Origin of the sequence: Fervidobacterium pennivorans (assembly GCF_001644665.1) — a bacterium.
GTDB classification, from domain to species: Bacteria; Thermotogota; Thermotogae; order Thermotogales; family Fervidobacteriaceae; genus Fervidobacterium; species Fervidobacterium ngatamarikiense.
In genome coordinates, this window is record NZ_CP011393.1 from 166,958 (window position 1) to 192,070 (window position 25,113).

Below are 25,113 nucleotides of genomic sequence, written 5' to 3' on the forward strand. Positions count from 1 at the left end.
TCTATCGCCTCCAATTTCTTGCAGAGTGTCTCAACAAATTCTTTTACACCGTTCACTTATTAAAACGAATATGGTCACATATTTCTGACTTGTATTTTTGTATTACGATTTTTACAACACTTGGACTGACATTCACAACTTCCTCAAAGAACTTCCTTATTCTTTCTCTTACCCGCTGGTGGGCTTTGTATCTTGCATCAGCGGACGGATATTCTCTAAACTGGGCATCCTTAGAGTAACCTGAGTAATAGATAAAATCGCATAAATCCAGTTCCTTCCCTTTCACGTAACTTTTAAATTCCTCAAAGATGTCTTGAGCTACCAATTTATCGAAGATTTCTTCTGATGTTAGAGCCGTATTGTCAGAAATCACCTCTGACAGCTCGAGCTCATCATCTTCCTCTTTAACGGTCACATCAATAGACAGAGGCTTTTTTTCGCTTGCTTTTCGAAAATCTTCTATTAGGTTGTCAACTATTCTGTTGAAATAAGTTGCTATTTGTAACGGTTCAAAATCCTTCAGTTTTTGCTTGAATTTGAGGATTCTTTCCATAGACTGTTGGTATACTTCATCAACAACTTCTTCCATTTGACCAAGTCCGAGATTTTCAGGTTTTCCGCATGTTTTTTTGTACACTTTCGCGGCAATAAACTCACGAACTTGCTTATCACACTGGGCGGAAAAAGTATTGTTGAACAGGCTCTTGACACACTTTCCCAACCTTGAAAGGTCATACTCTTTCCACACATTCATCACTCCAATTCTCCAAGTCTAACGCGCAACCACTTAGAAATTGTATTTTCTTTTGTCTTTTGTAGTTTTCAATTACGGGTGCTGGAAGTATGAAAACGTAACGTCCCCCGATATTCATAATTCGGCTCTCATTCATAAATATTCTCTCACTTGCGAAGGGGCAACATTCAAAGACTTTGAACACAGCATCTGAATACTTTTTCGTTGACAAGAAAGACACCAAGTAATGGAATCCTTTTTTTTGAATCAATCCTGGTCTTGAAGGACGTTCACCTTTGCGTGAATAATACAAGTCTTTGATTCCCAAATTTTTTGCTACAGTGTTTTTTATATCTGAAAATATAACAAGCTGCGATTTGAAGTTGTATTCATGGAGTTTTTTCATATGCCCTCCCCCAACATCATTGTTTGTTAATTCTAAACTTATTATAGCATTTTTTTAGATGTCAAATGAAGTAGTAATTTTTGTTTATATATCTGGAAGGATACTCAATTGCGTAGTTAAGGGGGATGAAACTAATGTATGTGATAATGGTATACGATGTAAACGTGAAAAGGGTTAACAAGGTTTTGAAAATAGGGCGAAAATATTTAAATTGGACTTTAAGGTCCGTGCTTGAGGGGCTTCTTACGGAGGAGTTGTACGAAAACCTGAAAGAAGAAATAATGAGGGTAATAAATACAGAGGAGGACGCTGTTTATTTCTATTTGATTGATACTTACAATGCGCCTCACAAAACTATTATTGGGGCGACACCAGGTGAGTTTAATTTCATTGAATAGTGTGTTTATTCAATGAAATTTGTTAAACTGTTAGCCTTGTCTTTTCCTATTATTTCCACTTTCAACTTTGTTCCCTTGGGTAGGGAGTATATTACCAATCCGTCGTCGTCTTCTTTGCGGATATACTTCGATACTCTTCTAATTAGTTCTTTTAGAGCTCCTCTTGGTAGATATCCCTCAAACGTTGAGTTCTGTTTCCAAACAAGGAATCTAAGTAGTAATTTGTGAACCTTTGCAACACGTTTCTCGTTTACATCGTACACTAATAAGTATCTTTTGCTCATCTTACTCCCTCCTAAAAAGTTGTCCAAATGAATCCTTCATATATCTAAACGCACAAACTTAGGCATCCTGACAAAGAGAGGATTTGTTTTGTTTTATACTATCTGTCAAAAATCTTTGTCGAATGCGTTTTCTATTTTGGAAAGGTTAAATTTCCAAAGTAGCTTTGGGAGGCGAAATACTATGCAAAAAGAAATTTGCAGATTTGTGGACTATATTATAGAGGTTGAGAACAAGAGGGCAGCGATTTACATCTCAGACGAGTTGGTGTATAAACCAGCTGTAGTAAGGTTCCATGGACAAGAAATCTATCGTGGAAGGCTTCCGTATGTTTTGTTTCTACAGTTACCAGCACACATGTCTCCGGAAGTCGTTGGTTTCCTGTTGCGCATTAAGACCGGCTCTGTTTTCAAAACTTAGGCATGCAAGTAAAAATGATGCCGAGAAGCTGGGAGAGTATCTTCTTTTCTGAAAAAGTCAGATAATATCTCTACCCACAAGCTCTATACAACCAAAACCTGCGGAATTTTTAGAACCAAGCCCTGCATCGTATGCTAATTTAAGGATTTCATAGTCCCCTTCCAGCTCAAGCACTGTTATCCAAGCATCTAATTTCCTTTCTTTGTACCCCACAACCACCCTCTTCGGATTTGGGGCAATGTTTTTTATTCTCAGTTGTCCCTGAAATTCTTTACCAAATGCCGCGTGAAATTTTCTTTTGAGGTTCTCCTCTAACAGTTTTGAAAAGATTTCATCGTGTGGTGAGTGATAAAGTGTGTATTTCTTTCCATCTTTGTCTACTGTCGAATAAACCGTAATTGGAGATTTTGTTGAAACTACGATGTGGTCAGTTTCTGGAAGTTCAAATATCTCAATCTTTGCTGGCACGACAAAATTCCTACCCAATCTAAGGTTTTCGAATCTGCCAACTCTGTCGACAACGAATTCTATTAGTCTTTCGTCTGCCGTCGATATGATAAGGACAACATGGTCAAAGAACTTTATTGTTTTGGTTTGACTATCTATTTGAAATCTTCCAAGAAGTCTGGAAAACGAGAATAGTTTATACAAACGCTTACCAAAGGTGTATCCTTTGTCATGTAAGAATTTTCTGTATTCTTCATCATCAATTAAGTTCAGAACAAATGCTTGCAAAATGTGATTGTATTCTGTTGGAAGTTCCAACTTGTCAAATGTAAAGTTAATGTACACTCTCAAGTTTACTACCTCCAATTTTTTGGGATAATTTAGTAATTAAATTTAGATCCGTGCTATCATACAAAAACAGACCAAAGTGGCCCACTCTTAATCCAACAACATTGGCTAAGGCTATCATTTCTTCTGAACCGAACAGCTCAACTTTGTAGATGCTCCTTTTGTAAGGTTTCACAACGGGAATTAAAGCATAGTTGATATTCTTGCCTTGGTAAATGTGCTGTGCCAAAGCAAAGTAGTATTCTTCAATAGCTCTTTGAATGCTTTCAATGGGTTGCTCTCCAAAATTTTCGTTAGCAAGAATATAACATTCGCCGAATGGTTTAAAAAGTTTAGCTGAGGAGTAATAAGGAAAAGCACCGCCTAAAGAGGTTTTGAGTAACCTCTTCAAGGCGGAGCCTACAGAATTTGTCGCTAATCGCACTTTTAGAGTTGCGTCCTTTACAATGTAATAACCATATTCGCTTGCGTATATTCTTTTTCCAAGTACATGTGAAACAGAATGTGGAACACTTTCCAACAACTGGGATATTTGTTGGATAAGTTCTTCTGTTACTAACGTTGGAGATTTTAAGTCCCATTTCAAAATAATTTCCAGCAAAATTCTTCACCTACTTTGCTTTGACAGAGTATGAAGACTTTTTAGTTTTCTAATCAAGAAGTTTTACTTTTATCCATCCAACTGGTAATATATCTTTTGGAGACTCCGATAATCTCACAATTCGCGTGGTTACTGGAAAGTTATTTTCCTTCACTTTTTTGTAGCCAAATAGAATTTTCAAAACCTTTACTTGATCACGTTTCAAAAATCCTCTGTAAGCTGTTTTTGAATAAAATCCACTGTGCCCACCAATTCTTAGAACGAATCCGTTCTCTGTTTCTTTGTTGATTTTAGAGAGTGTGTTATAGAAATTCAATAGCTCATTTTTCTGCTGATAGTTAGAAGCACTAATCTTTTGCTTTTCCATCTCTATTAATATTCGCGCTGCTTCTTTCATAGTATCGACGAAATTTTTTTCGCTTCCAAACACTTGCATTAAATAATCAACAGCTTCCTTCCTTGCACCGTTCTGTAGTAGTTTGCTCAATACGTCTGCTTTGAAAGTTATCCTGCTTTCGACTTTGTTTGAACCAGTGTTTCTCAGGTCATGCAACCATACTTCAAAAAACTGTGGAATACCTTGCTTGGGTCTTTCCAAATGGATTACTTCAACTTTTTTGAATTTTATGTAATTTTTGTCAATAAACGAGCTATCTGAGATTATCAGTGCTTTGAATGGTGATAGTTGCGCACTTCCAAAGACATTGTCTTCAATTTTATTAACTTCTGATTTTGATACGTTAGGTGTATTTAGTGCATTTTCAAAAGGTTCTGCAAATGCTTCATTAGCCTTTATTAGCGCCGTTCTTATTGCACCTTTGATGGAACTGCCAGGGATGTAAAATCTACCAGCGGTGTGGACGAATCTGCTAATTTGAAGAGTCTTTGGTTTTCCATTTTTGTCTTTTATTGTCGGGAATGATGTGTGACTGTAATCCCCGATATTAATTTTTAATTTATCAAATATTTCTTTCAAAGCACCATCTTTTGTTGATGGGTTTAATATTTCATCCATTTTTTCAACAAAGGACTCTACAAACTCATCATTTTCCATGAGCTTATCAAAGTTGAGAATATAGGTCTTACCGCCATCCACCAAAGTTTCAAATTTTCCCACTTTTTCTCCTGAACCAATAAAGACAGGAGAAATAGGTTCAATTATCATTCGCTTTGAAAATGTTGAATTTTTGTTCATACATTATTGCCCCCTTTGAACGGGAGTAAGAAAGCTTTACCATATCTGTAAACCCTATACCCATACGTTTTTTCAAATCCATCGGGAGTTATGTCTAAAATCTTGCCTCTTACCGGCTTTTTAAAAACAGAACCTTCTGTGAACATAACTACCCTTTTCGCCTTTTGGTCAGTTCCAAAGATGTAGCCTGTTCTGTATTTCAGTTCGTATGCATCAGAGATTTCCTTAGCAATTTCTTTGGATTCGTTTGTATAATCGTTCTTTGAGGGAATGTAAGGAGATAATAGCAAATACTTGTCTCCGACCACTGGTAGTTGTACTTCTTCTATTTTGTATTCAAAATTTCCAAATCCATAGGTTCTATCTCCGCCAAGACCTTCGTCAGCTAACAATTTCAGAGAAGCAAGTATTTCTTCCTTTAATTCCTTTCCAACTCTTAGATAGAACCACAGACCGCAGTTCGGAGCAAAGTGTACCTCTGAAAAGTAATAAAGGTTTGATTTCGAATTGATGCGGTTTATACCCGCCCTCGGACGCTCGAAGATTTCAACCGGTCCTTCGAAACCATTTGAGAATTGCACTTCGCTTTTGCTAAGAAATTGTCCATGAATATCTTTCTCTTCAACAGCTATGTTCTTGGTAACGATTTCTTCGTCGACAAATTTTATCTTCTTGAGTTTTTTAGGCTGAGATATTTTTTCTAAGTTAAAATTTTCACCCTTCGGTCTTGGTAAAAAGTATTTATCACCTACATAATAGAATGCTGAAGAGATGAGTAGTTCCGTTTCTTCTGTATTGTCTGAGATATTCTCAATTAGCTCTGCAGTTTTCTCAGAGCCAAAAAGTTTTGAATAAGCGCAAACTAAAGCGCTAAATAAGGTATCTGCGTGGACCATCCCCTCAGAGACTTCACCTACACCGTCGATAAAACCTATGTGTAATGGACCTTTAAATCTTATCTTAACCCGATAGTCCATAGGTATCACTTCCTTAGATAAAAGTTCGTTTACATGTGCCAACGGTTGAATTCAAACCCAGAGTTTATTTAAGTTCTTCAAGCGCTTTTTTCAGTGTTGAATATTCTCCGACTTTTTCCTCCTCTTTATTACCAAGGTAATAATCCCTTTCTCTCTTTAAAACTTTTATGTTTTTAAATTCAATCTTTCCATATCCTCTCGAACCGCTACCGCCAAGATAGTCGTCTTCGAGCAATTTCATAGCTAACAATAAGTTTTTCAGAAATTTATCCCCATCTCCATCGTAAATATCAACTACGAATTCTGCTTTGAATATCGCTCCAGCTGGTACACGTTCTTGTTGCCTTGGATTTGCTCTTGAAGTTACCCTGTTTATTGTGTTTTCGTATTTGAGTTCCGTCCATTTTGTTTCAAGGAAATCAGAAAGTGGTTCAAGGCTTTTTTCATCTAAGTATGCATCCCTAACGATTAGTCTTGTTCTGGCGAATGTGTTATCGGACTTGTTGTCAACAGATGTTCCAAATAATCCACAGACTGGGCAATTAGGATCCGTACATTTGTGAACATTTCCATCTTTACTGACTTTACCGTGGTAGAATTCACTAAGCACCCTCATTTTTCCTTTCAAGCTGCTACCAGGAATATATGGTCTACCCTTTGGATCCTTAATAACTGGGTTATCAAGACCGCCTATTTCCAAATCTTCTTTGCTAGTCCCAATGTGTAAACCCGTTTTAACTTCAATATCAGCAGTAACAATGTATTTACCAACGAAATCCTTTACTTCCATGCTTTATTCCCCCTTTATCGGCTTTTAGAATTGTTTATGGCTTCATAATACCTGTGATAAGCAACAAGTGCTTCAAAGAAGTCCGTGAAAAGATTATACGCTTTTTTTATCTCCACGCCATTTTTCTGTTTGACGACATCAACCACTTTTTTCATTCCTTCAGCAAGTTTTTTGAGCTGTTCCTGATTTCGTTCTTCCCTACCAACATCGTATAGCAAAACTGCCAAGAATTTGTTCAGTTCTCTTTTTAAAATCTTTTCAACATCGGCTTCTTCTAAACCCGAGACTTCAATTTTTTTGACATGGTTGTAGAATTTTCTAAGTTTCGTAGAATTAATCTGGATATTAGAAGCTATATTCCTTGCCTTTTCGTGCAATGTGTTGTAATCTTCTTGAAGATTAGCAATCAGTTCTTTAACTTTTTCAAACTCAGCTGCGACATTTGTACCTGCTCCAGCATTTCCCTGCACAAAACTACTAACCATCTTAACACCCCCAATTTTCAATGCTTTTATTAATGATTAGCCAAAGAAATCTCTTCTTGTTCTTCCTCTTCGCGTTCAACTTTTCTTGTTTCGTCGTGCACCCATCTTACAACTATGTCCAGTTTTGGATAAAGCTGGTTGTAGTTGACAAGTATTGAATCGAAAAAGTCCTTAATAGCCTTTTTTGTTTCTGCGTCTTTTCGTTCCATGAGTCTTCCAACGTAGTAATACAATCTCCAGATTTTGAGTCGTTCTTTTGGTCTGTTTGCGAATACGTCTAATACGTGTAATAAGTTCTTGGTAACATCATATTTTTCAATGAGTTCTTGTAGTTTGTCTTTGAGCTCCTTGGCTTTATCAAACTCTTCCCAGCCCATACACCCCCTTAAGAAATACAATGCAGCTTTTTCTTTGCCATTGCGCTTGTAAGATTTCGCCTTCTCATCAAGTAATTCCCCTGCAATTGTCCCAAGTTTGTATACTGGATATTTCTTGCTTGGAGCTATAGCTATTGCCATTGAAATGGAAAGTTCGTCATTCTTTGAGAACTCGAAAAATTTCTTGCGTATAGTGTCAGCAAGCAGAGGGAGTTCATTCCAAGGGCCTAAAATCATAAAGTCGTCGCCACCAGAGTAAATAACATTACAGTTTTCGTATTCTTCCCTAACAAACCTCTCTAACACCACGCTGAAGAACATTTCTAATTCAGAAGATAATGTGGCAACGTATGAAATTGGAGCACTCTTAACATTTTGCCCAAAGGTTCCCGATAAAGATTTGAATATGCTTCCAAGATTGTCAACGTCACCTCGTAATATTGCCCATCGTTTTACTCCCTTTGATTCATCTGCTATCGTTTCAAGGTCGGCTACAATTGGTTTATCATCTTTTCCAATGTATTTTCTTGAGACATAGCTTGCCATTTTTATAGGATACATCGCAGACATTGGGTCATATGTTCCTTCATGGCTTTTTTCTATTGCGTAAGCAAGCTTGTTAGGTTCATTGTCAAATTTTAATTCAAAGCCAAAGCTTCTGAAAACGTCAAAAACATCTCTTGGCTTTCGGGTAATTTCTGGAATTGGTTCGATAGTGAGATACTTACTGTTTGCCAAATTATATCCAACTTCTACAAACGATTCGCAAAATTCACATTCATATTCATCAGAGCCAACCTGATCCATCCTTCTACCACAATATGGACATCTTGGACCTGAGAAATCTTCGGGCAAGAACATCTCCAAATCGACAACCGTTGCGAATTTTTTGTTTTTCTTCTGTTCTAATAATCTTGCTAATTCATCATGAACATCGAAGTTTAGAAGCCTAGAGAAGTTGATTTTGATACCACCAAGTAAGACAGAGAGGTCCAGACCGAACGCATTGTAAATCTTTTTATCAATTTCGTTCTGGTATTCACCAAGCCTATCAATAGTGCTTGCCGGGACGAGCAGATAGAAATGTCCACCACCACAATAAAGGATGTTGGAATTGTAAAGCCCTTCTTTTCTCACAATGTACTTTGCTATAATTTCGGCAAGATAAGCTATGAAGAACGAACGTGCACGCAGTTTTTTAAGCCCGTTTTTGATTGATGTTTTGTAGATGAAGTCTTGTATACCGGAGATATCGCCTTTGATGACTCCGAAAAGTTCTGGGTCGTCGCTTGCTGGAACATTCTGATTGTTCTGAAGTCTCCTCACTAAATCTTCAATTCGAGAAAGCTCACTGGAAGCATAAACAAATCGGTCGTTTTGCTTTTCGAAAAGTTTATCCCCAAGTTGTGCGTACAAAGCAACGGCGATTGCGGCAGTTGAAGAGGCATGTGAGAAGAGTGATATATCTGGTTCGCTGTAGTAAAATGCAGACGGAACTGTTGAGGTGTATTCTTTGAGTAAGTAATAAAGCCTTTCGTAAACTCCTTCTGGATTTTCTTTCCAAAGATTCTCTAAATCACTATCTTTTAGAAGAGGTTCAAATTCTTTCCAAAGTTTTTCGTAGTGTTCTTCAGGAGTTCCTGTGAATTCTCCTGGCTGCTTTACGGACTCTGCTAATGAGAATCGTGAGAGAGGTCTGTAGTAATCTTCTTTTTGTCGGTTAGCTAAAGATACTCTGGAAATAATCGACTTCATGTATTTTATTTTTTCATCTTCAGGAGCGCTGTAGTCGGTACGTTCATTTGAAGAAATTCTGTCGGCTATTGAGACTATCTTTGCCAGAATTTCGTATTCACTTACAAGATTCTGGAGATTATCATGGTGTTTGCTTATTATCGTTGAAACATCTTCGCGGTATGGCAACTTAGAATTCTTGTATATGTAGGCGCCAACAAATTGGTGGGCCAGCCCTGAGCTTGCAGTCTTGATTTCGTAGTTATATTCTTTCTTAATTGCCGATCTCAACTCTTCGCTCATCTTCCCTCTTTGTCTGAATTTACCTATATCGTGAAACAGACTTGCTAAATAAAGTACATCTTTCCATTTCTTATTCCCTTGTCCATTCACAGGCATATATACACCCCCATTTACCATCGGAAAGCAGTGTAAGCCTCTTCCTCTCGTAAGTGTCTAATTAGTTTGTAGCATTCATATCTTATCGCCGTTTTGTAAGACATTTTTTGTCCATTGCCGTAATCAAATGTTTCCTCAAGTCCGTTCTCAAATTCCTTTATGAACTTCTTTTTACCGTTTTCGTTTAAATATACACCCCCTTCAACTTGCCGGAAGTCTTCCTTTTTTATCATTGACTTGTTAACCATATTCAGAATAACTCTGTCAACAAGAATGGGTTTAAATATTTCAGAGATATCAAGTTGTAAAGAAAACTTTCTTTTGTTTGGTTCGTGTAGAAAACTGATAGATGGTTCCAAGGAAGTCTTAAAGATTTCTGACAGAACTACGTTATACAAAAGCGTATTGCCAAAGCTAATAAGTGCATTGATTTCATCTGCTGGAGGTCTCATAGTTCGTTCCTCAAACTTGAAGCCCTTACTCTCAAATATCTTTCCTAACGCCTCGTAGTAAATCTTTCTTATGTTTCCTTCTATTGCCATTAATGCAGCAATAGTTTCTTGGCGATAATACGTTTTTTTCAAAGACTCAATTTTTGATATATTCTCTTGAATCTGTGAATATTTATCCACATAACGTTTAATCAAAGACATCATGTTATCTGCTACTCCAAGCAGTATTTCACGAGCTATAACAATACGCTTTTCCAAGTCTTGATAGTGTTGGAATTGCAGTATCAACATTTCTCCAGTTTTGTTAGTTTCGACGGGATAAAAACATCCAACATATTCGCCGTTGTAATTGTAGAAAAACACTGGCACTTGAGAATTCGAAAATAGTTCAAGCGTTTTCTTATTAAGCTCAACTTCCGAAAAAACCATAAGACATGAAACATTTTTTAAAGGAACGTATACTGGCTTTTCCGTTTCAGATTTTGGTTCTATGTACAAAGCAGAACTCTTTTTTCTAAGATATGCATCTTTAAAAATGTAAACTGTTTGCATCTTTATCCCCCCTGGAGAGGATTTCTGAAGCGGTCCAATTAAAAAACGGGGATACCCAGTAAAATCTGACAGGAGGGAAATAAGCTTTCTATCTCAAAATCTCGTTTATATCTAACACAGGAACATACCCTGCCTTTTTTGTTTTTCCACCCTTGAAGTAATTGTAAATCTTCCCTGGTACAAAATCTCCTAAAGCCATTCCAAAACCAAAAGCAATCGGGACAGGACAACTTAAAAATATATGGAGTTCGTCGTAGTAAAAGTCGGTGCGTACTATTTGTGTAATTGAAAACAACTCGGAAATAATTTTTTTCCAATCTCCAAGAGGTATATTACCTGAAGCTTCCATATTCTTTGGCATTACATGGATGATAAACCCATCTGAGATATTTTCTTTCGCATATTCTTTAACAGAAGATAACAATTTATGTGAAGCCAATTCGATAGCTAATATAGCTTTTCGTTTGTTTGTACTATATTCCAAAACTTCATATGTAAGTTCTTGCAACATCTCCTTGGACCTCGTAACAGTTTTTATTAACCTTAGATTTTGTTCTGTGGTTAAATTAAGAACAGGAAAGTAATCACCTTGATAATGATAAACTACGAGCTTGTCCTTCGCACCCAAAGCTATCCCAAGTCCGAGAGCAAACGCTGCAGGACCATTAATTGCTATATGCGGTATGCCTGAGTTATCTATCACATTTCTAATAATCCCATAAGACTTTTCAATATGCTCATAAAACTCATCTTCTGAAAGTTCTCTGTTAACTGAATAAGTAAGTGGAGCTCGGTATATTCTCTCAAACAAGTTACAATTTGACTCACAGTCTTTGCCTGAGAATGCTAAAACTCTTTCTTTCAACCTTTTCCACAAGCTTTCAATGTCTTGCGGTTTTGATGAAAATCTTAGCAATATAGGTATATGAAACTCTTTCTCATTCAAAAAATCAATAATTTCTCTTATGTAAGATACATTAATGTAGGAAATCAGTCCAATGTTGTTTTTATTGCAGTATGCTAATTTCTCGTCAAAGTTTTCGACTTTTAAAATCTTTCCATCTTCTGCCACTCGGCCAGTAAAAGCCAAATTTTCTGGTATGTGGTCTACAAGACGACCTACAGCAACTGCCAATTCAAAAGATTCACCTACAAAACCTCTGTCGAAAAGCACAGATATTTTGGCATTGATTTTCTTTTCGAGAACTGCCAAAATATCACTGACTTCTGGATTATTGCTAAACGAAAAATCAACTTTGAACACAAGACATCTTGCTAAAGTCACTTTATCAGCTTCGACGACAGGAAATTTTACCTCTACAAATTTGGACCAAACCAGCAAGTACGCCTCTTCTTTTTTAAGACCTAACGAGCCGTATTCTGTTATTAAAAGGTTAATAGCATGCTCTTTATAATTTTGCGAAAGCAAGAACTTGAAGATTTCGTAAACAATAAGCTTTCGTTGGGGTATATCCTTATCAAGTCGTGATAGGTCTACGGGTATCTCTCCTAAACTAATCTCACCTCTTTTTACAAAATCAAGATATTTTAAAACATCGTTTTTCAAGAGATTAGAATACGCCACGACAGAATCCTCCCAACTTGCACTTATTAAAGTTCTTAATGTGTACCTATAGTTTGAAGTAATTTTGATAATCCTTATATTTATTATATCATATTTGCCAAATATCCCGCCAACAAAAAAAGCGAAATTTAAAGACGAATTTTAGAGCTTCCTAGATAACATCGCTGTTAATCAAGAAAATCATAACAATTTATGTTGAATTTGAAATTAAATCATTCCGCACCACAAATAGTCCACACACCTCTCAAATAGAATACCAGCTTTAAGTCGCTATCATTTCTTCCGTTTTGTTAATACATTATTTATCTATACATCACCTATTTGTTACCTGATTTTTTCTTCTCATCTGTAATTTTTCTTATCCAACACTTAATTCAGATTTTTTATTTCATACCAGCTTTTTTAGCCATTATACATCAAATAATAAAATTTTATTAACTCCAAAACAATCTTTCTGCAATCTTTTTAAACCCTCTTTTCCCGTTTTTACTTCATATTTTATTAATATTTTTTCAAAATCCTCATAAATACATGCCGCATTTTCTGCCCTTTGTAACGATTATGTAAACTCACAAAAAATCACAGATTTTTCGGGGGATAGTTTCCATCTATGTTCAACCTAAATAGGCATAAATACGAGCTTTTTAATTTTTACAAATGTAACTGTCAAATTTAACAAAAATAATGGTATAATATCTATGAGGGTCTTACGAGTTTTAGAAGTGACTATGAGGGATGGAAACTAACGGAGGTAAGTATCAGGGGTCGACGAAGTTTCCATCCCTGTTTTAGAAGTGACTATGAGGGATGGAAACTCACGTGTACGGCTATTTGTGATGACTGCTATAATTCTTGTTTTAGAAGTGACTATGAGGGATGGAAACCGTGGGGGAGTCCACCTCCTTTTTTTATTTTTTTATTTTTGTTTTAGAAGTGACTATGAGGGATGGAAACACCTCCCCCTTGTTTTTTTCAACAAACTCTAATAATGTCCTTAGTTTTAGAAGTGACTATGAGGGATGGAAACAAAAAATAGCCGTACACGGAGCGTTCACGTGTACGGCTATGTTTTAGAAGTGACTATGAGGGATGGAAACTTTCTTTACCATTCACTAGTACACGTGTTTCTAGATAAAGTCTTTGTTTTAGAAGTGACTATGAGGGATGGAAACCAAAACATCTTTTCTAAAATGTCTGAATTCCGTGTTTAACGTTTTAGAAGTGACTATGAGGGATGGAAACGGCTTTATAAACTTTTGTTTCCTTACCGAAAAATAGTTTTAGAAGTGACTATGAGGGATGGAAACGTCTATCTCCTCCTATTTTTACTTTTTTCAGCACTTCAATTTGTTTTAGAAGTGACTATGAGGGATGGAAACTGATTTGTTCCACCAAGTCGTTTGCATAATCCAGTTTTAGAAGTGACTATGAGGGATGGAAACGGGAGGACGACTATTATCTTGTATTCGCCATAACACAAACAGTTTTAGAAGTGACTATGAGGGATGGAAACCGCCCATACCGGGCAATGTATGATAGCCCGGTATGGCATCCAGGTTTTAGAAGTGACTATGAGGGATGGAAACTAATCCACTAATTCAATTTTCTCAATGACCCAAACTTTGTCAAGTTTTAGAAGTGACTATGAGGGATGGAAACCAACAAACTATTCTGTTTCGGAATCGCATACTTGGGTGTTTTAGAAGTGACTATGAGGGATGGAAACTTTCCCGGGCATCAGGGTGTATTCAAACCACCCTGATACCCGGTTTTAGAAGTGACTATGAGGGATGGAAACCGAAGGGGTGGGTGGTATGGTGGTATATATATTTTAAAGTTTTAGAAGTGACTATGAGGGATGGAAACCCTTTTCAGGGAGAAAAAAACCTCCCTGAAGCTTCTTATGTTCGTGTTTTAGAAGTGACTATGAGGGATGGAAACTGAAAAGTTCTCCAGACCAAGTTTAATAGTAGCGCTTATAAGTTTTAGAAGTGACTATGAGGGATGGAAACTGGGCCTTATGAATTTTCGTTTGTTTAGACTAAAATACGTGTGTTTTAGAAGTGACTATGAGGGATGGAAACACTTCCGCACATTGGTTGTTCCCTGATAGGAACAACCATCGGTTTTAGAAGTGACTATGAGGGATGGAAACTTATTACTTTTCTTACATTTTCTACCGCCTGGTCGTCGTTTTAGAAGTGACTATGAGGGATGGAAACCCGATAATTTTCCCGTTGTTTGTCTCGAGGAGTTTTATTAAGTTTTAGAAGTGACTATGAGGGATGGAAACGAACAACCGGTTACCGTGAGAATCTTCTTTTCTTCCATATCCGTTTTAGAAGTGACTATGAGGGATGGAAACTTTTACTACATCTTCACTATAAGTTTTTGTTACAAGGGTTTTAGAAGTGACTATGAGGGATGGAAACATTATTCCTGATTCCGTTAGTTTAATTGTTTCGATAATAGTTTTAGAAGTGACTATGAGGGATGGAAACATGTTACTAATTCATTCTCAGGCAAGCTTATCTCAAGCCTGCGTTTTAGAAGTGACTATGAGGGATGGAAACCAAAGAAAATAATTGAGAATTCAGGCGTAAGAATAGTTTTAGAAGTGACTATGAGGGATGGAAACGCCTGGTCGTCGACTACCCTTACCAATTCGATGGTAAGTTTTAGAAGTGACTATGAGGGATGGAAACCATTTTCCGTATATGTTTTTTTTGCAAGCTCTATTATCCGTTTTAGAAGTGACTATGAGGGATGGAAACATCGTGGAACTTCCACGATGTTTTCTCCATCAGAAGCGTACAAGTTTTAGAAGTGACTATGAGGGATGGAAACTGGCCGAAATGGCCGAGGAGATTGAGAGATTGTTACAGTTTTAGAAGTGACTATGAGGGATGGAAACTTAGACCTTTAATTTCCATTTCCTTTACCCGAATTAATACGTTTTAGAAGTGACTATGAGGGATGGAAACCAAGAACCGTCACTTCCAAATACAGCCTCTTCATAAAAGTTTTAGAAGTGACTATGAGGGATGGAAACTTAAGTACAACCGTTTTAACGTCCGTATTCACCATACCTCTAGTTTTAGAAGTGACTATGAGGGATGGAAACCTGAAAAAGCACTCGCAATAATCAATCTCATACCAAACCCCTCGTTTTAGAAGTGACTATGAGGGATGGAAACCGTCGGTTCCCCTTTGCTCCAATAGGCAAAGGAGAACCTTAGTTGTTTTAGAAGTGACTATGAGGGATGGAAACTGTACTCCGTGTTTAACCACTCCTCCGCTTCGAAAATGTTGTCGTTTTAGAAGTGACTATGAGGGATGGAAACCGAAATTTCTTTTGATTGGTGGTGCCTTGGTAGACACCACCGGTTTTAGAAGTGACTATGAGGGATGGAAACCTCCCTCAAACGCTGGCAAAGCTTTTGCCATGTCTTCGTTTTAGAAGTGACTATGAGGGATGGAAACGCACTAGTTCTATTACTAACTCGGCTGGTGGAACCTTTTTGGTTTTAGAAGTGACTATGAGGGATGGAAACTTTTCCATATTTTCCATATTCTCCCCCCACGCCTGCCGCCGTTTTAGAAGTGACTATGAGGGATGGAAACCACCGTTTTTAATTAGCTCCACCAAGTCGTTGGCGTAATCCGTTTTAGAAGTGACTATGAGGGATGGAAACCCGTTGAGTATAACAGCGTTACCCATACTTTTTTCCAGTTTTAGAAGTGACTATGAGGGATGGAAACACTAACTCAACTCTCTCAATGACCCAAACTTTGTCAATCCTGTTTTAGAAGTGACTATGAGGGATGGAAACCATTCCCTGCGGGTCTAACTTTACAAGGTCCACCGTTAGTTTTGTTTTAGAAGTGACTATGAGGGATGGAAACATATTCTCCCCCCACGCCTGCCGCCGCGTGGGAGGTTCACCGTTTTAGAAGTGACTATGAGGGATGGAAACTTTAATAACATTACCCATACCCATGTTTCCCATATTCGTTTTAGAAGTGACTATGAGGGATGGAAACGAAAATAACTTTTTTCAACTTCCGTTGATTGGTTGTTCCTTGTTTTAGAAGTGACTATGAGGGATGGAAACGCGCTAAGTGTGTGTGCATCACTTTCCCAGTCAAGATAGAGTACAGTTTTAGAAGTGACTATGAGGGATGGAAACTGGGCTTTATGAATTTTCTTCCCTTCAAACTAAAATAAGTGTGTTTTAGAAGTGACTATGAGGGATGGAAACCTTCGGCCGTCCTGGAGGCTTTTATTATTTTATCAACCTCCTGTTTTAGAAGTGACTATGAGGGATGGAAACCCATCGCCATTCCGTAGTGCTTCCAATAAGTCAAATAGGTTTTAGAAGTGACTATGAGGGATGGAAACCCATTAAGTACAACAACTTTTTTATCTACCATATTCGTTTTAGAAGTGACTATGAGGGATGGAAACTCGAGGATTTTGATTATTTTTTCCACCTCCTCCCTTTCGGTTTTAGAAGTGACTATGAGGGATGGAAACTCTATCGTTACTAACTCATTTTCGGGCAGGCTCACTTCAGTTTTAGAAGTGACTATGAGGGATGGAAACTTATCACCTCCTCTATTTTTTCTCTTTCAGTAATGAGAGGTTTTAGAAGTGACTATGAGGGATGGAAACCATACCTTATCAATCCTCATACCTAATACCTCCTCGTTTTAGAGTTTTAGAAGTGACTATGAGGGATGGAAACTTGCTGGGCTTGATGAATTTTGCCCTTTTCAGGGAAAAATACAGTTTTAGAAGTGACTATGAGGGATGGAAACCGAATAATTGTAATAATTCGTCATTGGTTTCTGCGAAAATTTTGACGTTTTAGAAGTGACTATGAGGGATGGAAACAGCAGGTGGTACTCATACCACCCTGCCACCCGGTCGCCGTTTTAGAAGTGACTATGAGGGATGGAAACCTCAAGAAATTGAATTATTTTTTCCACCTCCTTTTCGTCGTATGTTTTAGAAGTGACTATGAGGGATGGAAACCCTGGTAGGAACAACCATTCAAATTAATAACTTTCTCTACAAGTTTTAGAAGTGACTATGAGGGATGGAAACCTAAATTTCTTAATGTTGGTGGTACCTTGGTAGGTACCAGTTTTAGAAGTGACTATGAGGGATGGAAACAATGAAAAAACGAGTGATATATGTTATACTGGAAGCGAAGTTTTAGAAGTGACTATGAGGGATGGAAACTTGTTCAAACTGAAATAAACATTTTTAAACCGTTTCTGGTTGGGTTTTAGAAGTGACTATGAGGGATGGAAACATGTGTACTGCGAGTTACTTTGTGTTAAGCCTTTAATCCGTTTTAGAAGTGACTATGAGGGATGGAAACCCAAGTTCACCCTCACCGTGCTTGAGCAATTCCAAAAGGTTGTTTTAGAAGTGACTATGAGGGATGGAAACAAAATTTCGTTGGTTGGTTGTGCCTTGGTAGGCACATCCTTCGTTTTAGAAGTGACTATGAGGGATGGAAACCTCTTTACGTTCGGTGCGACTTCACCGGCTTTGATTAGTTCGTTTTAGAAGTGACTATGAGGGATGGAAACCGTTTGCAATTTCTTTTTGTTTTGCGGCTACTACTTCAAGTTGTTTTAGAAGTGACTATGAGGGATGGAAACTCGCTCTTGAGTAGTCAGATCTTGTATCTCCGAAATCATGTGTTTTAGAAGTGACTATGAGGGATGGAAACCAACTGGGAGGACGACTATTAGTTTGTGCTCTCCGGTTTTAGAAGTGACTATGAGGGATGGAAACTAAAGCTTGTTTTTTGTTTTAATACCTTTACCATAGTTTTAGAAGTGACTATGAGGGATGGAAACTCTCGCCTCAGCCCCTACTCTAACTGAGGCGATTTTCGTTTTAGAAGTGACTATGAGGGATGGAAACGCCCTCACCGCTTTTAATAAATTGTGTTATATCCATACTGTTTTAGAAGTGACTATGAGGGATGGAAACGGTAATTCTTGTTCAATCCGTTATTCCACTGTATAAGTTTTAGAAGTGACTATGAGGGATGGAAACGAAAATCACCGTGATAATAGAAGACTTCGCCAATCTGTTTTAGAAGTGACTATGAGGGATGGAAACCATCTTGAGCCTTGACTGTTTTCAACCAATACTTATACGTTTTAGAAGTGACTATGAGGGATGGAAACCTTCGTATATAAATTTTCTTTTGCAATCGGTTTTAGTGTTTTAGAAGTGACTATGAGGGATGGAAACACACTCGCCATTTATCAACACCCTTACCCATCATTTCGTTTTAGAAGTGACTATGAGGGATGGAAACTACCCTGCCTTGAAATCACCAAATGCAATTACCCTGTTTTAGAAGTGACTATGAGGGATGGAAACCTAATCCCTCCCATGCGTTTTGTAATATGGCAAGCAAAATAGTTTTAGAAGTGACTATGAGGGATGGAAACGAAAAGCGGAGGGCGTTTTTATTATCATTCGTCCTTAACGAGTTTTAGAAGTGACTATGAGGGATGGAAACACAATGCAACCGCCTGTTGAATTATTTCTTCGTTCAGATAAGTTTTAGAAGTGACTATGAGGGATGGAAACTAAATCGGGGCGCGATTAATTTCATCAAGGAAAAGAATAGTTTTAGAAGTGACTATGAGGGATGGAAACTGAAATCTCGGATGGAAAGCATCAACTACTTTAAACATAAGTGCCGTTTTAGAAGTGACTATGAGGGATGGAAACCCCGAAGCTTATACCAGCAACACTTGTTACATAACTAACAGTTTTAGAAGTGACTATGAGGGATGGAAACAAAAACCCCTTCTTTCTTTTTTTTACTCATCATCAATGAGTTTTAGAAGTGACTATGAGGGATGGAAACTTATGCCCGATCCTTGTGCTAATATCAAAAATCTTTTTAACTTGTTTTAGAAGTGACTATGAGGGATGGAAACTTGTTATGATTCTCAAATGTTCCCTTTCGATACTAATAGTTTTAGAAGTGACTATGAGGGATGGAAACACTTCAAACAGTTCCGCTACATTTTTCGGTTTGAATTTAACGTTTTAGAAGTGACTATGAGGGATGGAAACTTCGCTTCAGCGTTTGCTCTGACTGTTGGATTTATTTTTTGGTTTTAGAATTGACTATGAGGGATGGAAACATTATTCCGTCTGGAACTTGCCCTGTTTGATCGAAGTTTTAGAAGTGACTATGAGGAGTAGAGACAATCAACTGAAGCGCTCGTATGCTTAAACGTTATTTCAGCAGAAGGAATAAATAGAAACAAAAAAGACCTCTGCAAATGCAGAGGTGCAATTTTTTTTGTTCTTGAACTTGAATGTACAGTATTAAATAAAAAACCCCAGTGAGCTTTTGCCCACTGGGGTTTGTTTTTATTGTTTATTACATCTGCTCGCTTGTGTTTGTTCCACCTTGAGCTTGTTGTTTGTAGAGGTATTCGCCTATTTTCATGCTTTCTCTTTGCAAGTCGTCGAATAGTATCTTGACTTTTGCGATGTCGTCTCTGTTGATTGCATCTCTCAAGTCCCTAATGATTTCCTCTAACCTGTTCTTTGTATCTGCCGGTATCTTGTCGCCGTTTTCTTTGAGTATTTTTTCGATGTGATATGCCAAGTCATCTGCTTTGTTCTTTAGTTCGACCTCTTCGCGTTTTCTTCTGTCTTGTTCTTCATACATTTGCGCTTCTCTAATCATTCTTTCGATATCTTCGCTGCTCAGTTGATGTCTACCTGTGACAACCATGGATTGTTCTTTTCCTGTGCCAAGGTCTTTTGCTGAGACGTGAACTATACCGTCAGCGTCGATGTCGAACGTAACTTCGATTTGAGGCACTCCTCTTGGTGCCGGTGGAATACCTACAAGCTGGAAGCTACCAAGGAATATGTTATCTTTTGCCATTGCACGTTCACCTTGATAGACTCTTACTTCAACACTTGTTTGACCATCTTCAGCTGTTGTGAATATTTTGCTCTTTCTAACGGGAATCGTTGTGTTCCTTGGAATTATTGGTTCCATCAATCCACCCTTGACTTCAACACCGAGTGTGAGTGGTGTAACGTCTACAAGTACTACGTCTTTGTCTTTTGCACCTTCAGTTCCTGCCAAAATTGCCGCTTGGATTGCCGCACCGATTGCAACAGCCTCGTCTGGGTTCACACTCTTGTTCGGTTCTTTTCCGAAAATTTCCTTGATGAACCTCTGCACCATCGGAACTCTTGTCATACCACCAACAAGAATGATTTCATCGATGTCCTGCGGTGAGAGTTTTGCATCGTTTAGTGCTCTTTCAATTGGTTCTCTTGTTTTTTCAACAAGGTCTCTTGTGAGTGATTCGAACATCGCTCTTGTAAGTTTCATTTCTAAGTGCAGTGGACCTTCAGCTGTAGCTGTTATATATGGCAAGCTTATGTCCGTCTCAAGTTTTGTAGACAATTCTATCTTTGCTTTTTCTGCAGCATCTCTGATTCTTTGGAGTGCTTGTTTGTCGTTTCTTAGGTCTACGCCATGTTGTTTTTTGAATTCGTCGATAATGTAGTCCATTATTCTTTGGTCGAAGTCGTCACCACCAAGATGGTTGTTACCACTTGTCGCGATAACTTGAATGACTCCTCCACCTATCTCAAGTATGGAGACGTCAAATGTTCCACCACCAAGGTCGTAGACAAGGACTTTTCTTTCGCCTTCCATTTTGTCAAGGCCGTAAGCCAATGCAGCAGCTGTTGGCTCGTTAATTATCCTGAGCACCTCAAGTCCAGCTATGATACCAGCCTCTTTTGTAGCTTGTCGTTGAGCGTCGTTGAAGTAAGCTGGACAAGTAATAACTGCCTTTTTAATTTCACCACCGAGATATTCTTCTGCATCTTTTTTGAGTTTCTTGAGTATGAGCGCACTGATTTCTTGAGGGGTGTACTCCTTGTCATCGATCCTCACCTTGTAGTCCGTTCCCATTTTTCTTTTAATGGATTTTATGGTCCTTTCTGAGTTCAAAATAAGCTGACGTTTTGCTGGTTCACCAACAATGATTTCTCCGGTTTTCGTAAACGAGACTATAGACGGTGTTGTACGACTTCCCTCTGCGTTTGGAATGACCTCGATTGTTCCATCCGGTTTCATCCAAGCGATAACTGAGTTGGTCGTACCAAGGTCAATTCCAACAACAAACTCTTTTTTCGCCATATATATCCACCTCCGTAAGATTTTTGTTTTTTTTGTTTGCCGAATATATTCTATCAAATTAGCACTCATTTGTCAAGAGTGATAATTAAAATTTTTAAAAAATTTTGCGATGACAGTACTAACCGAAATGCAAATGCGACATGGTGTTAGGATTTATCCTATGTAGAATACTTTGTCTATCCTATTTAGCCAACCGTTTAAGTACTTGGGATTTTTGATACCAATGCGTTTGGCATGGTCTCTAAAGGTGAGTCTTAGTTTTTCGATAATTTTGGGAAAATCTGGGTCAGAATCACGTAATGTGATGAGCTTTTCCTTTGGAGCCACAGAGTAGGCTATTGAGAAGGCTTTGTTACCGAATAGCACACACATGTGCATCAAAGCCACTTGCAGTCTTACACTTTGATATTTGTAAAGACCGTTGGGAAGGTAATAGCGAATGTATAAGATATTGAATGCGTCTTGCCTCGTAATACGGAAAACATCGATATCAGGGTTGTACTTAGAAGATATCCCATATCTTGTGAATCCTCCTGTTTCATCAAAAGTTAATGCTTCTCCTTCGTAGTCAACGACGCTGTAAATAACGTATTCAACAGTTCTGTCTCTTGCTAATGCCTGCCTTAGGCTTTTTAATTCTTCTTTCATTTGATTGTACCTCTCAGTTAGTGTTACTGTGTCTAGTTGTGTGTCCGTCTCAAGCTCAGTGTAAGCTTCTTCGACAAAACCTGTTGACTCTGTATTATGTTCAAGCGATGCAAAGTAAGGCTCACGTATGTCTACCTGGACATTTTGCACTTGAGCCTGCGGCGTTTTGCTGTTTAAAAACATACCTAAAATTGAAAAGATTATTAAGGAACTTCCAATAATTATGAAATAAAAAAGGATATTCTCAAGCTTTTTTAGGTTGAGCAACTTTCCGCCTCCGTTTTTTTCAAAACTTACAAAGTGAATTATATCATATGGTCCTATCAAATGATTTTCAACCTATATTTTCCAATTTGAACGAAGCAACAAAGATTGCGGTCGTCTTAGCTTTGGTTTTCATCGTGCTATCATGCGTCACAGAAACGTCACCTAGCACAGCAAAAGAAGTTGCTGTCCAAATATCTAGACACGGGCATCTCACAAATGCTCACTTAGTATATACCAAAGATGGTTTGATAGGTCTTCCGTTTTATGTTGCCTCAAACAAAAGTGTTAAATTCCAACAGATGGAACAAAGATGCTAACGTTTGGATTCTTCTTCTAAAAAAAAATACGAAAGCGGCAGTCCAAGATGGCTGCCGCTTTTTTTGTTTTTTACTATCAATCTTATTTATTTTCTTGAGTTATACACTTTTATTCCTTCACCAAGTATTTTAACCGCATCGGCGAGTTTGTCAGCTTCAAGAACGTATGCTATTCGAATTTCACTCATTCCGGCGCCAGGTGTTGCATAGAATCCACTCAGTGGGGAGACCATCGTTGTTTTGCCATCAACGTTGAATTCTTTGAGCATCCAGATGATGAAATCTTCCGCATTTTCAACAGGAAGTTTGGCTGATAGGTAGAATGCGCCTTCCGGTTTGTGGACTACAACACCAGGTATTTCTTTGAGAGCTTCGTAGGTTGCATCTCTTCTTTTTTGGTATTCATCACGCACGGAGTTTGTGTAGTCTTCTCCAAGTGTGAGTAGCCCAATTGCTCCAAATTGTGTTGTTTCAGCAGGACAAAGTCTTGCTTGTGCAAATTTGAGTGCGTTTTTGTAGAATTCTTTGTTCTTTGTAACGAATGTGCCTATTCTTGCACCGCATGCGCTGTAGCGTTTTGAGATGCTATCGACCATGATGACTTGTTGTTCGATACCTTCGAAGTGGAATATAGAGATGTGTTTTCTACCATCGAATGTGAATTCTCTGTAGACTTCATCAGAGATTATCACAAGATCGTGCTTTTTGGCAAATTCTACGATTGTTTTCATTTCTTCGTAGGTGTAGACAGTTCCTGTTGGGTTTGATGGGTTAGAAAAGAGTATCGCTTTCGTTTTTGGACTGACGACTTTTTCAAATTCGCTCATTGGTGGCAGTCTGTAGCCATCTTCAGGATGAGCTGTAACTGGAACGAGTTTTACGTTCAGGTATGAAGCAAATCCAAGGTAGTTTGCATAGAATGGTTCGATGGTTACAACCTCATCGCCAGGGTCACAAACAACGCCAAGTGCAAACATTATGGCTTCACTACCGCCATTGGTTACCATAATCTCGTCAGCTGTTACGTGTATGTTGTGTCGTTCGTAGTATTTAGAAAATGCTTCCCTTAGTTCCAAAAGACCTTGGGAGTGTGTATAAGCAACAACTTCTGGTTTGTATTTTTCTATATACTCGTACCAGACCTTTGGTGTCTTGATATCTGGCTGACCTATGTTAAGGTAATAAATCTGTATTCCCCTCTTTTTTGCCTCGTCAGCATAGGGAACTAATCTTCTTATGGGACTTGCCGGGGTTTCAAGTGCTCTTTTGGATATTTTTGAAACCATGTACAATTCCTCCTTATCTTATTATACGTATACCAATTGAGTGTCTACAACCTCTGGCATGTCCAATGGCTCGGAATGTATCAGTTCAATTAAAGCATATTCTTCGGTATACGAAATATCAAGTATGTTAACCCCTATATAGCTCAGTTGTTGCATTTTTTTACCGTACGAAAGGAAATCAATCTTTAATTTTTGCTTGTATACTCTTTTTTTCTCAATTATGCGTCCTTCACTCTGCGCTTTCTCTATTGCAATCTCAACTGCTTTAGAGTATGCATCTATCAGCCCTCTGACCCCAAGCTTTACTCCTCCGAAGTATCTAGTAACAACAACCACTACATTGAGCAGTTGATGTTTCCTGAGAGTGTTCAGCATAGGGAGTCCGGCCGTTCCTGAAGGCTCACCAGCATCGGAGGAAAATTCAAGAATGTTGCCACTGTAAATGACCCGGTAAGCTGGGCAGTTGTGGGTAGCATCTTGGTATTTTTTGTTTATTTCGCTAATAAAAGCTTTGGCTTCTTCTTCTGTTTGAACTCCTTTAAGTGTGGTGATGAATATAGAACGCTCTATGTTTAACTTTGTTTCTATTGTTCCTTCAATAGTTCGGAATCTTTCAATCTCCATTTTGTTTCAATGTACACCTGCCCATTGTCAAGGTTGTAGAACTTTGCTAAGAGCGTTTCTTCATCTACTTCAATTACCAAAACACTTCTCGGAGTGTTGTTTTTTGGGAGCGATGTGCTTCCCGGGTTCAACACATATTTTCCGCTTATTTCCTCTATTTTTGAAACATGCGTGTGACCGTGAACAATGAACTGAGCTTTTGTATCCCTTGCAAATTCTTCGATGTTGTTCTCTTCAAAGATTTCACCATGGACAAGAATGAAGGAGAAATCGCCGAAGTATTCCATGGAAATTTTCGGCATTTCAGGTATTTCTAATACTTTCAAATCAACATCTGCGTCACAGTTCCCACGTATATAGTTAATTCGATACTTTTTGAGTTTTTCGACCAATTCTTTTGGGTTGTACCCTTCCGGAAGAGGGTTCCTTGGACCGTGGTAAAGAATGTCGCCAAGGTGAAAAATACTTGTGAAAGAAGACAAATCGAATAGCTTTTCTAAATCTTCCCACGCTTTTACAGAACCATGTGTATCGCTTAATATCAATACTTTAACGCGTCCCAT

20 protein-coding genes and 1 CRISPR repeat array are annotated in these 25,113 nt (G+C 38.1%); of the genes, 3 read left to right on the forward strand and 17 right to left on the reverse strand.

Annotated elements, in window-relative coordinates; translation table 11 throughout:
- Positions 1–52 precede the first annotated feature (52 nt).
- Complete coding sequence (locus JM64_RS00810; RefSeq protein ID WP_041262871.1) at positions 53–748, reverse strand: hypothetical protein; 696 nt, start codon at positions 746–748, stop codon at positions 53–55.
- Positions 732–1,139: a hypothetical protein gene (locus JM64_RS00815; protein WP_014452047.1), complete on the reverse strand. Its 408-nt coding sequence runs from the start codon at positions 1,137–1,139 to the stop codon at positions 732–734. The genes JM64_RS00810 and JM64_RS00815 overlap by 17 nt, the downstream gene beginning before the upstream one ends.
- A gap of 134 nt (positions 1,140–1,273) precedes the next feature.
- Here JM64_RS00815 and cas2 (JM64_RS00820) point away from each other — a divergent pair, with 134 nt between their 5' ends.
- Positions 1,274–1,537 (forward strand): CRISPR-associated endonuclease Cas2, encoded by a 264-nt coding sequence (gene cas2, locus JM64_RS00820; protein WP_014452048.1) that lies wholly within the window; start codon positions 1,274–1,276, stop codon positions 1,535–1,537.
- Positions 1,538–1,542: 5 nt separating this feature from the next.
- On the opposite strand, the gene cas2 (JM64_RS00825) is transcribed toward cas2 (JM64_RS00820), so the two are convergent.
- Positions 1,543–1,821, reverse strand: a complete 279-nt coding sequence (gene cas2, locus JM64_RS00825) for a CRISPR-associated endonuclease Cas2 (protein ID WP_014452049.1) — start codon at positions 1,819–1,821, stop codon at positions 1,543–1,545.
- 181 nt (positions 1,822–2,002) lie between these two features.
- On the opposite strand from cas2 (JM64_RS00825), the gene JM64_RS00830 reads away from it, so the two are divergent.
- Positions 2,003–2,239: a hypothetical protein gene (locus JM64_RS00830; RefSeq protein WP_014452050.1), complete on the forward strand. Its 237-nt coding sequence runs from the start codon at positions 2,003–2,005 to the stop codon at positions 2,237–2,239.
- A 57-nt stretch (positions 2,240–2,296) separates the two neighbouring features.
- On the opposite strand, the gene cas6 is transcribed toward JM64_RS00830, so the two are convergent.
- From cas6 to JM64_RS00885, 11 genes are all read right to left on the reverse strand, one after another.
- Positions 2,297–3,031, reverse strand: coding sequence for a CRISPR-associated endoribonuclease Cas6 (cas6, locus tag JM64_RS00835; protein WP_231882481.1), 735 nt, complete (start codon positions 3,029–3,031; stop codon positions 2,297–2,299).
- On the reverse strand, positions 3,021–3,635 hold the full coding sequence (locus JM64_RS00840; protein ID WP_064011102.1) for a hypothetical protein: 615 nt from the start codon (positions 3,633–3,635) through the stop codon (positions 3,021–3,023). Before JM64_RS00840 ends, cas6 begins: the two co-directional genes overlap by 11 nt.
- A gap of 49 nt (positions 3,636–3,684) precedes the next feature.
- Positions 3,685–4,830, reverse strand: coding sequence for a type III-A CRISPR-associated RAMP protein Csm5 (gene csm5, locus JM64_RS00845; protein ID WP_014452053.1), 1,146 nt, complete (start codon positions 4,828–4,830; stop codon positions 3,685–3,687).
- Positions 4,827–5,807, reverse strand: coding sequence for a type III-A CRISPR-associated RAMP protein Csm4 (gene csm4, locus JM64_RS00850; RefSeq protein ID WP_014452054.1), 981 nt, complete (start codon positions 5,805–5,807; stop codon positions 4,827–4,829). Before csm4 ends, csm5 begins: the two co-directional genes overlap by 4 nt.
- Before the next feature lie 64 nt (positions 5,808–5,871).
- Positions 5,872–6,597, reverse strand: coding sequence for a type III-A CRISPR-associated RAMP protein Csm3 (gene csm3, locus JM64_RS00855; protein WP_014452055.1), 726 nt, complete (start codon positions 6,595–6,597; stop codon positions 5,872–5,874).
- Positions 6,598–6,611: 14 nt separating this feature from the next.
- Positions 6,612–7,082 carry a type III-A CRISPR-associated protein Csm2 gene (gene csm2 / locus JM64_RS00860; protein ID WP_014452056.1) on the reverse strand — a complete coding sequence of 157 codons (471 nt, stop codon included), beginning with the start codon at positions 7,080–7,082 and terminating at the stop codon, positions 6,612–6,614.
- 29 nt (positions 7,083–7,111) lie between these two features.
- Positions 7,112–9,592 carry a type III-A CRISPR-associated protein Cas10/Csm1 gene (cas10, locus tag JM64_RS00865; RefSeq protein ID WP_064011103.1) on the reverse strand — a complete coding sequence of 827 codons (2,481 nt, stop codon included), beginning with the start codon at positions 9,590–9,592 and terminating at the stop codon, positions 7,112–7,114.
- 14 nt (positions 9,593–9,606) lie between these two features.
- A complete protein-coding gene (gene cas1b / locus JM64_RS00870; protein WP_014452058.1) occupies positions 9,607–10,596 on the reverse strand; it encodes a type I-B CRISPR-associated endonuclease Cas1b in 990 nt (329 codons plus the stop codon).
- 88 nt (positions 10,597–10,684) lie between these two features.
- Complete coding sequence (locus tag JM64_RS00875) at positions 10,685–12,181, reverse strand: SAVED domain-containing protein (RefSeq protein ID WP_064011104.1); 1,497 nt, start codon at positions 12,179–12,181, stop codon at positions 10,685–10,687.
- Positions 12,182–12,894: 713 nt separating this feature from the next.
- A CRISPR array of direct repeats spans positions 12,895–19,437; the repeat unit is 30 nt; unit sequence GTTTTAGAAGTGACTATGAGGGATGGAAAC.
- Positions 19,438–19,614: 177 nt separating this feature from the next.
- Complete coding sequence (dnaK, locus tag JM64_RS00880) at positions 19,615–21,408, reverse strand: molecular chaperone DnaK (protein WP_064011105.1); 1,794 nt, start codon at positions 21,406–21,408, stop codon at positions 19,615–19,617.
- 153 nt (positions 21,409–21,561) lie between these two features.
- A complete protein-coding gene (locus JM64_RS00885) occupies positions 21,562–22,323 on the reverse strand; it encodes a glycosyl hydrolase 108 family protein (RefSeq protein WP_156487868.1) in 762 nt (253 codons plus the stop codon).
- A gap of 47 nt (positions 22,324–22,370) precedes the next feature.
- On the opposite strand from JM64_RS00885, the gene JM64_RS00890 reads away from it, so the two are divergent.
- Complete coding sequence (locus tag JM64_RS00890) at positions 22,371–22,640, forward strand: hypothetical protein (RefSeq protein WP_064011107.1); 270 nt, start codon at positions 22,371–22,373, stop codon at positions 22,638–22,640.
- Between the two features lie 86 nt (positions 22,641–22,726).
- Here the strand turns inward: JM64_RS00890 and JM64_RS00895 are convergent, their stop codons facing one another.
- Genes JM64_RS00895 through yfcE form a run of 3 tightly spaced genes read right to left on the reverse strand, consistent with a single transcriptional unit; the run spans position 22,727 to position 25,113 of the window.
- A complete protein-coding gene (locus JM64_RS00895) occupies positions 22,727–23,926 on the reverse strand; it encodes a pyridoxal phosphate-dependent aminotransferase (RefSeq protein WP_064011108.1) in 1,200 nt (399 codons plus the stop codon).
- 21 nt (positions 23,927–23,947) lie between these two features.
- Positions 23,948–24,550, reverse strand: coding sequence for an IMPACT family protein (locus tag JM64_RS00900; protein WP_014452064.1), 603 nt, complete (start codon positions 24,548–24,550; stop codon positions 23,948–23,950).
- Positions 24,511–25,113 carry a phosphodiesterase gene (gene yfcE / locus JM64_RS00905; protein WP_064011109.1) on the reverse strand — a complete coding sequence of 201 codons (603 nt, stop codon included), beginning with the start codon at positions 25,111–25,113 and terminating at the stop codon, positions 24,511–24,513. Before yfcE ends, JM64_RS00900 begins: the two co-directional genes overlap by 40 nt.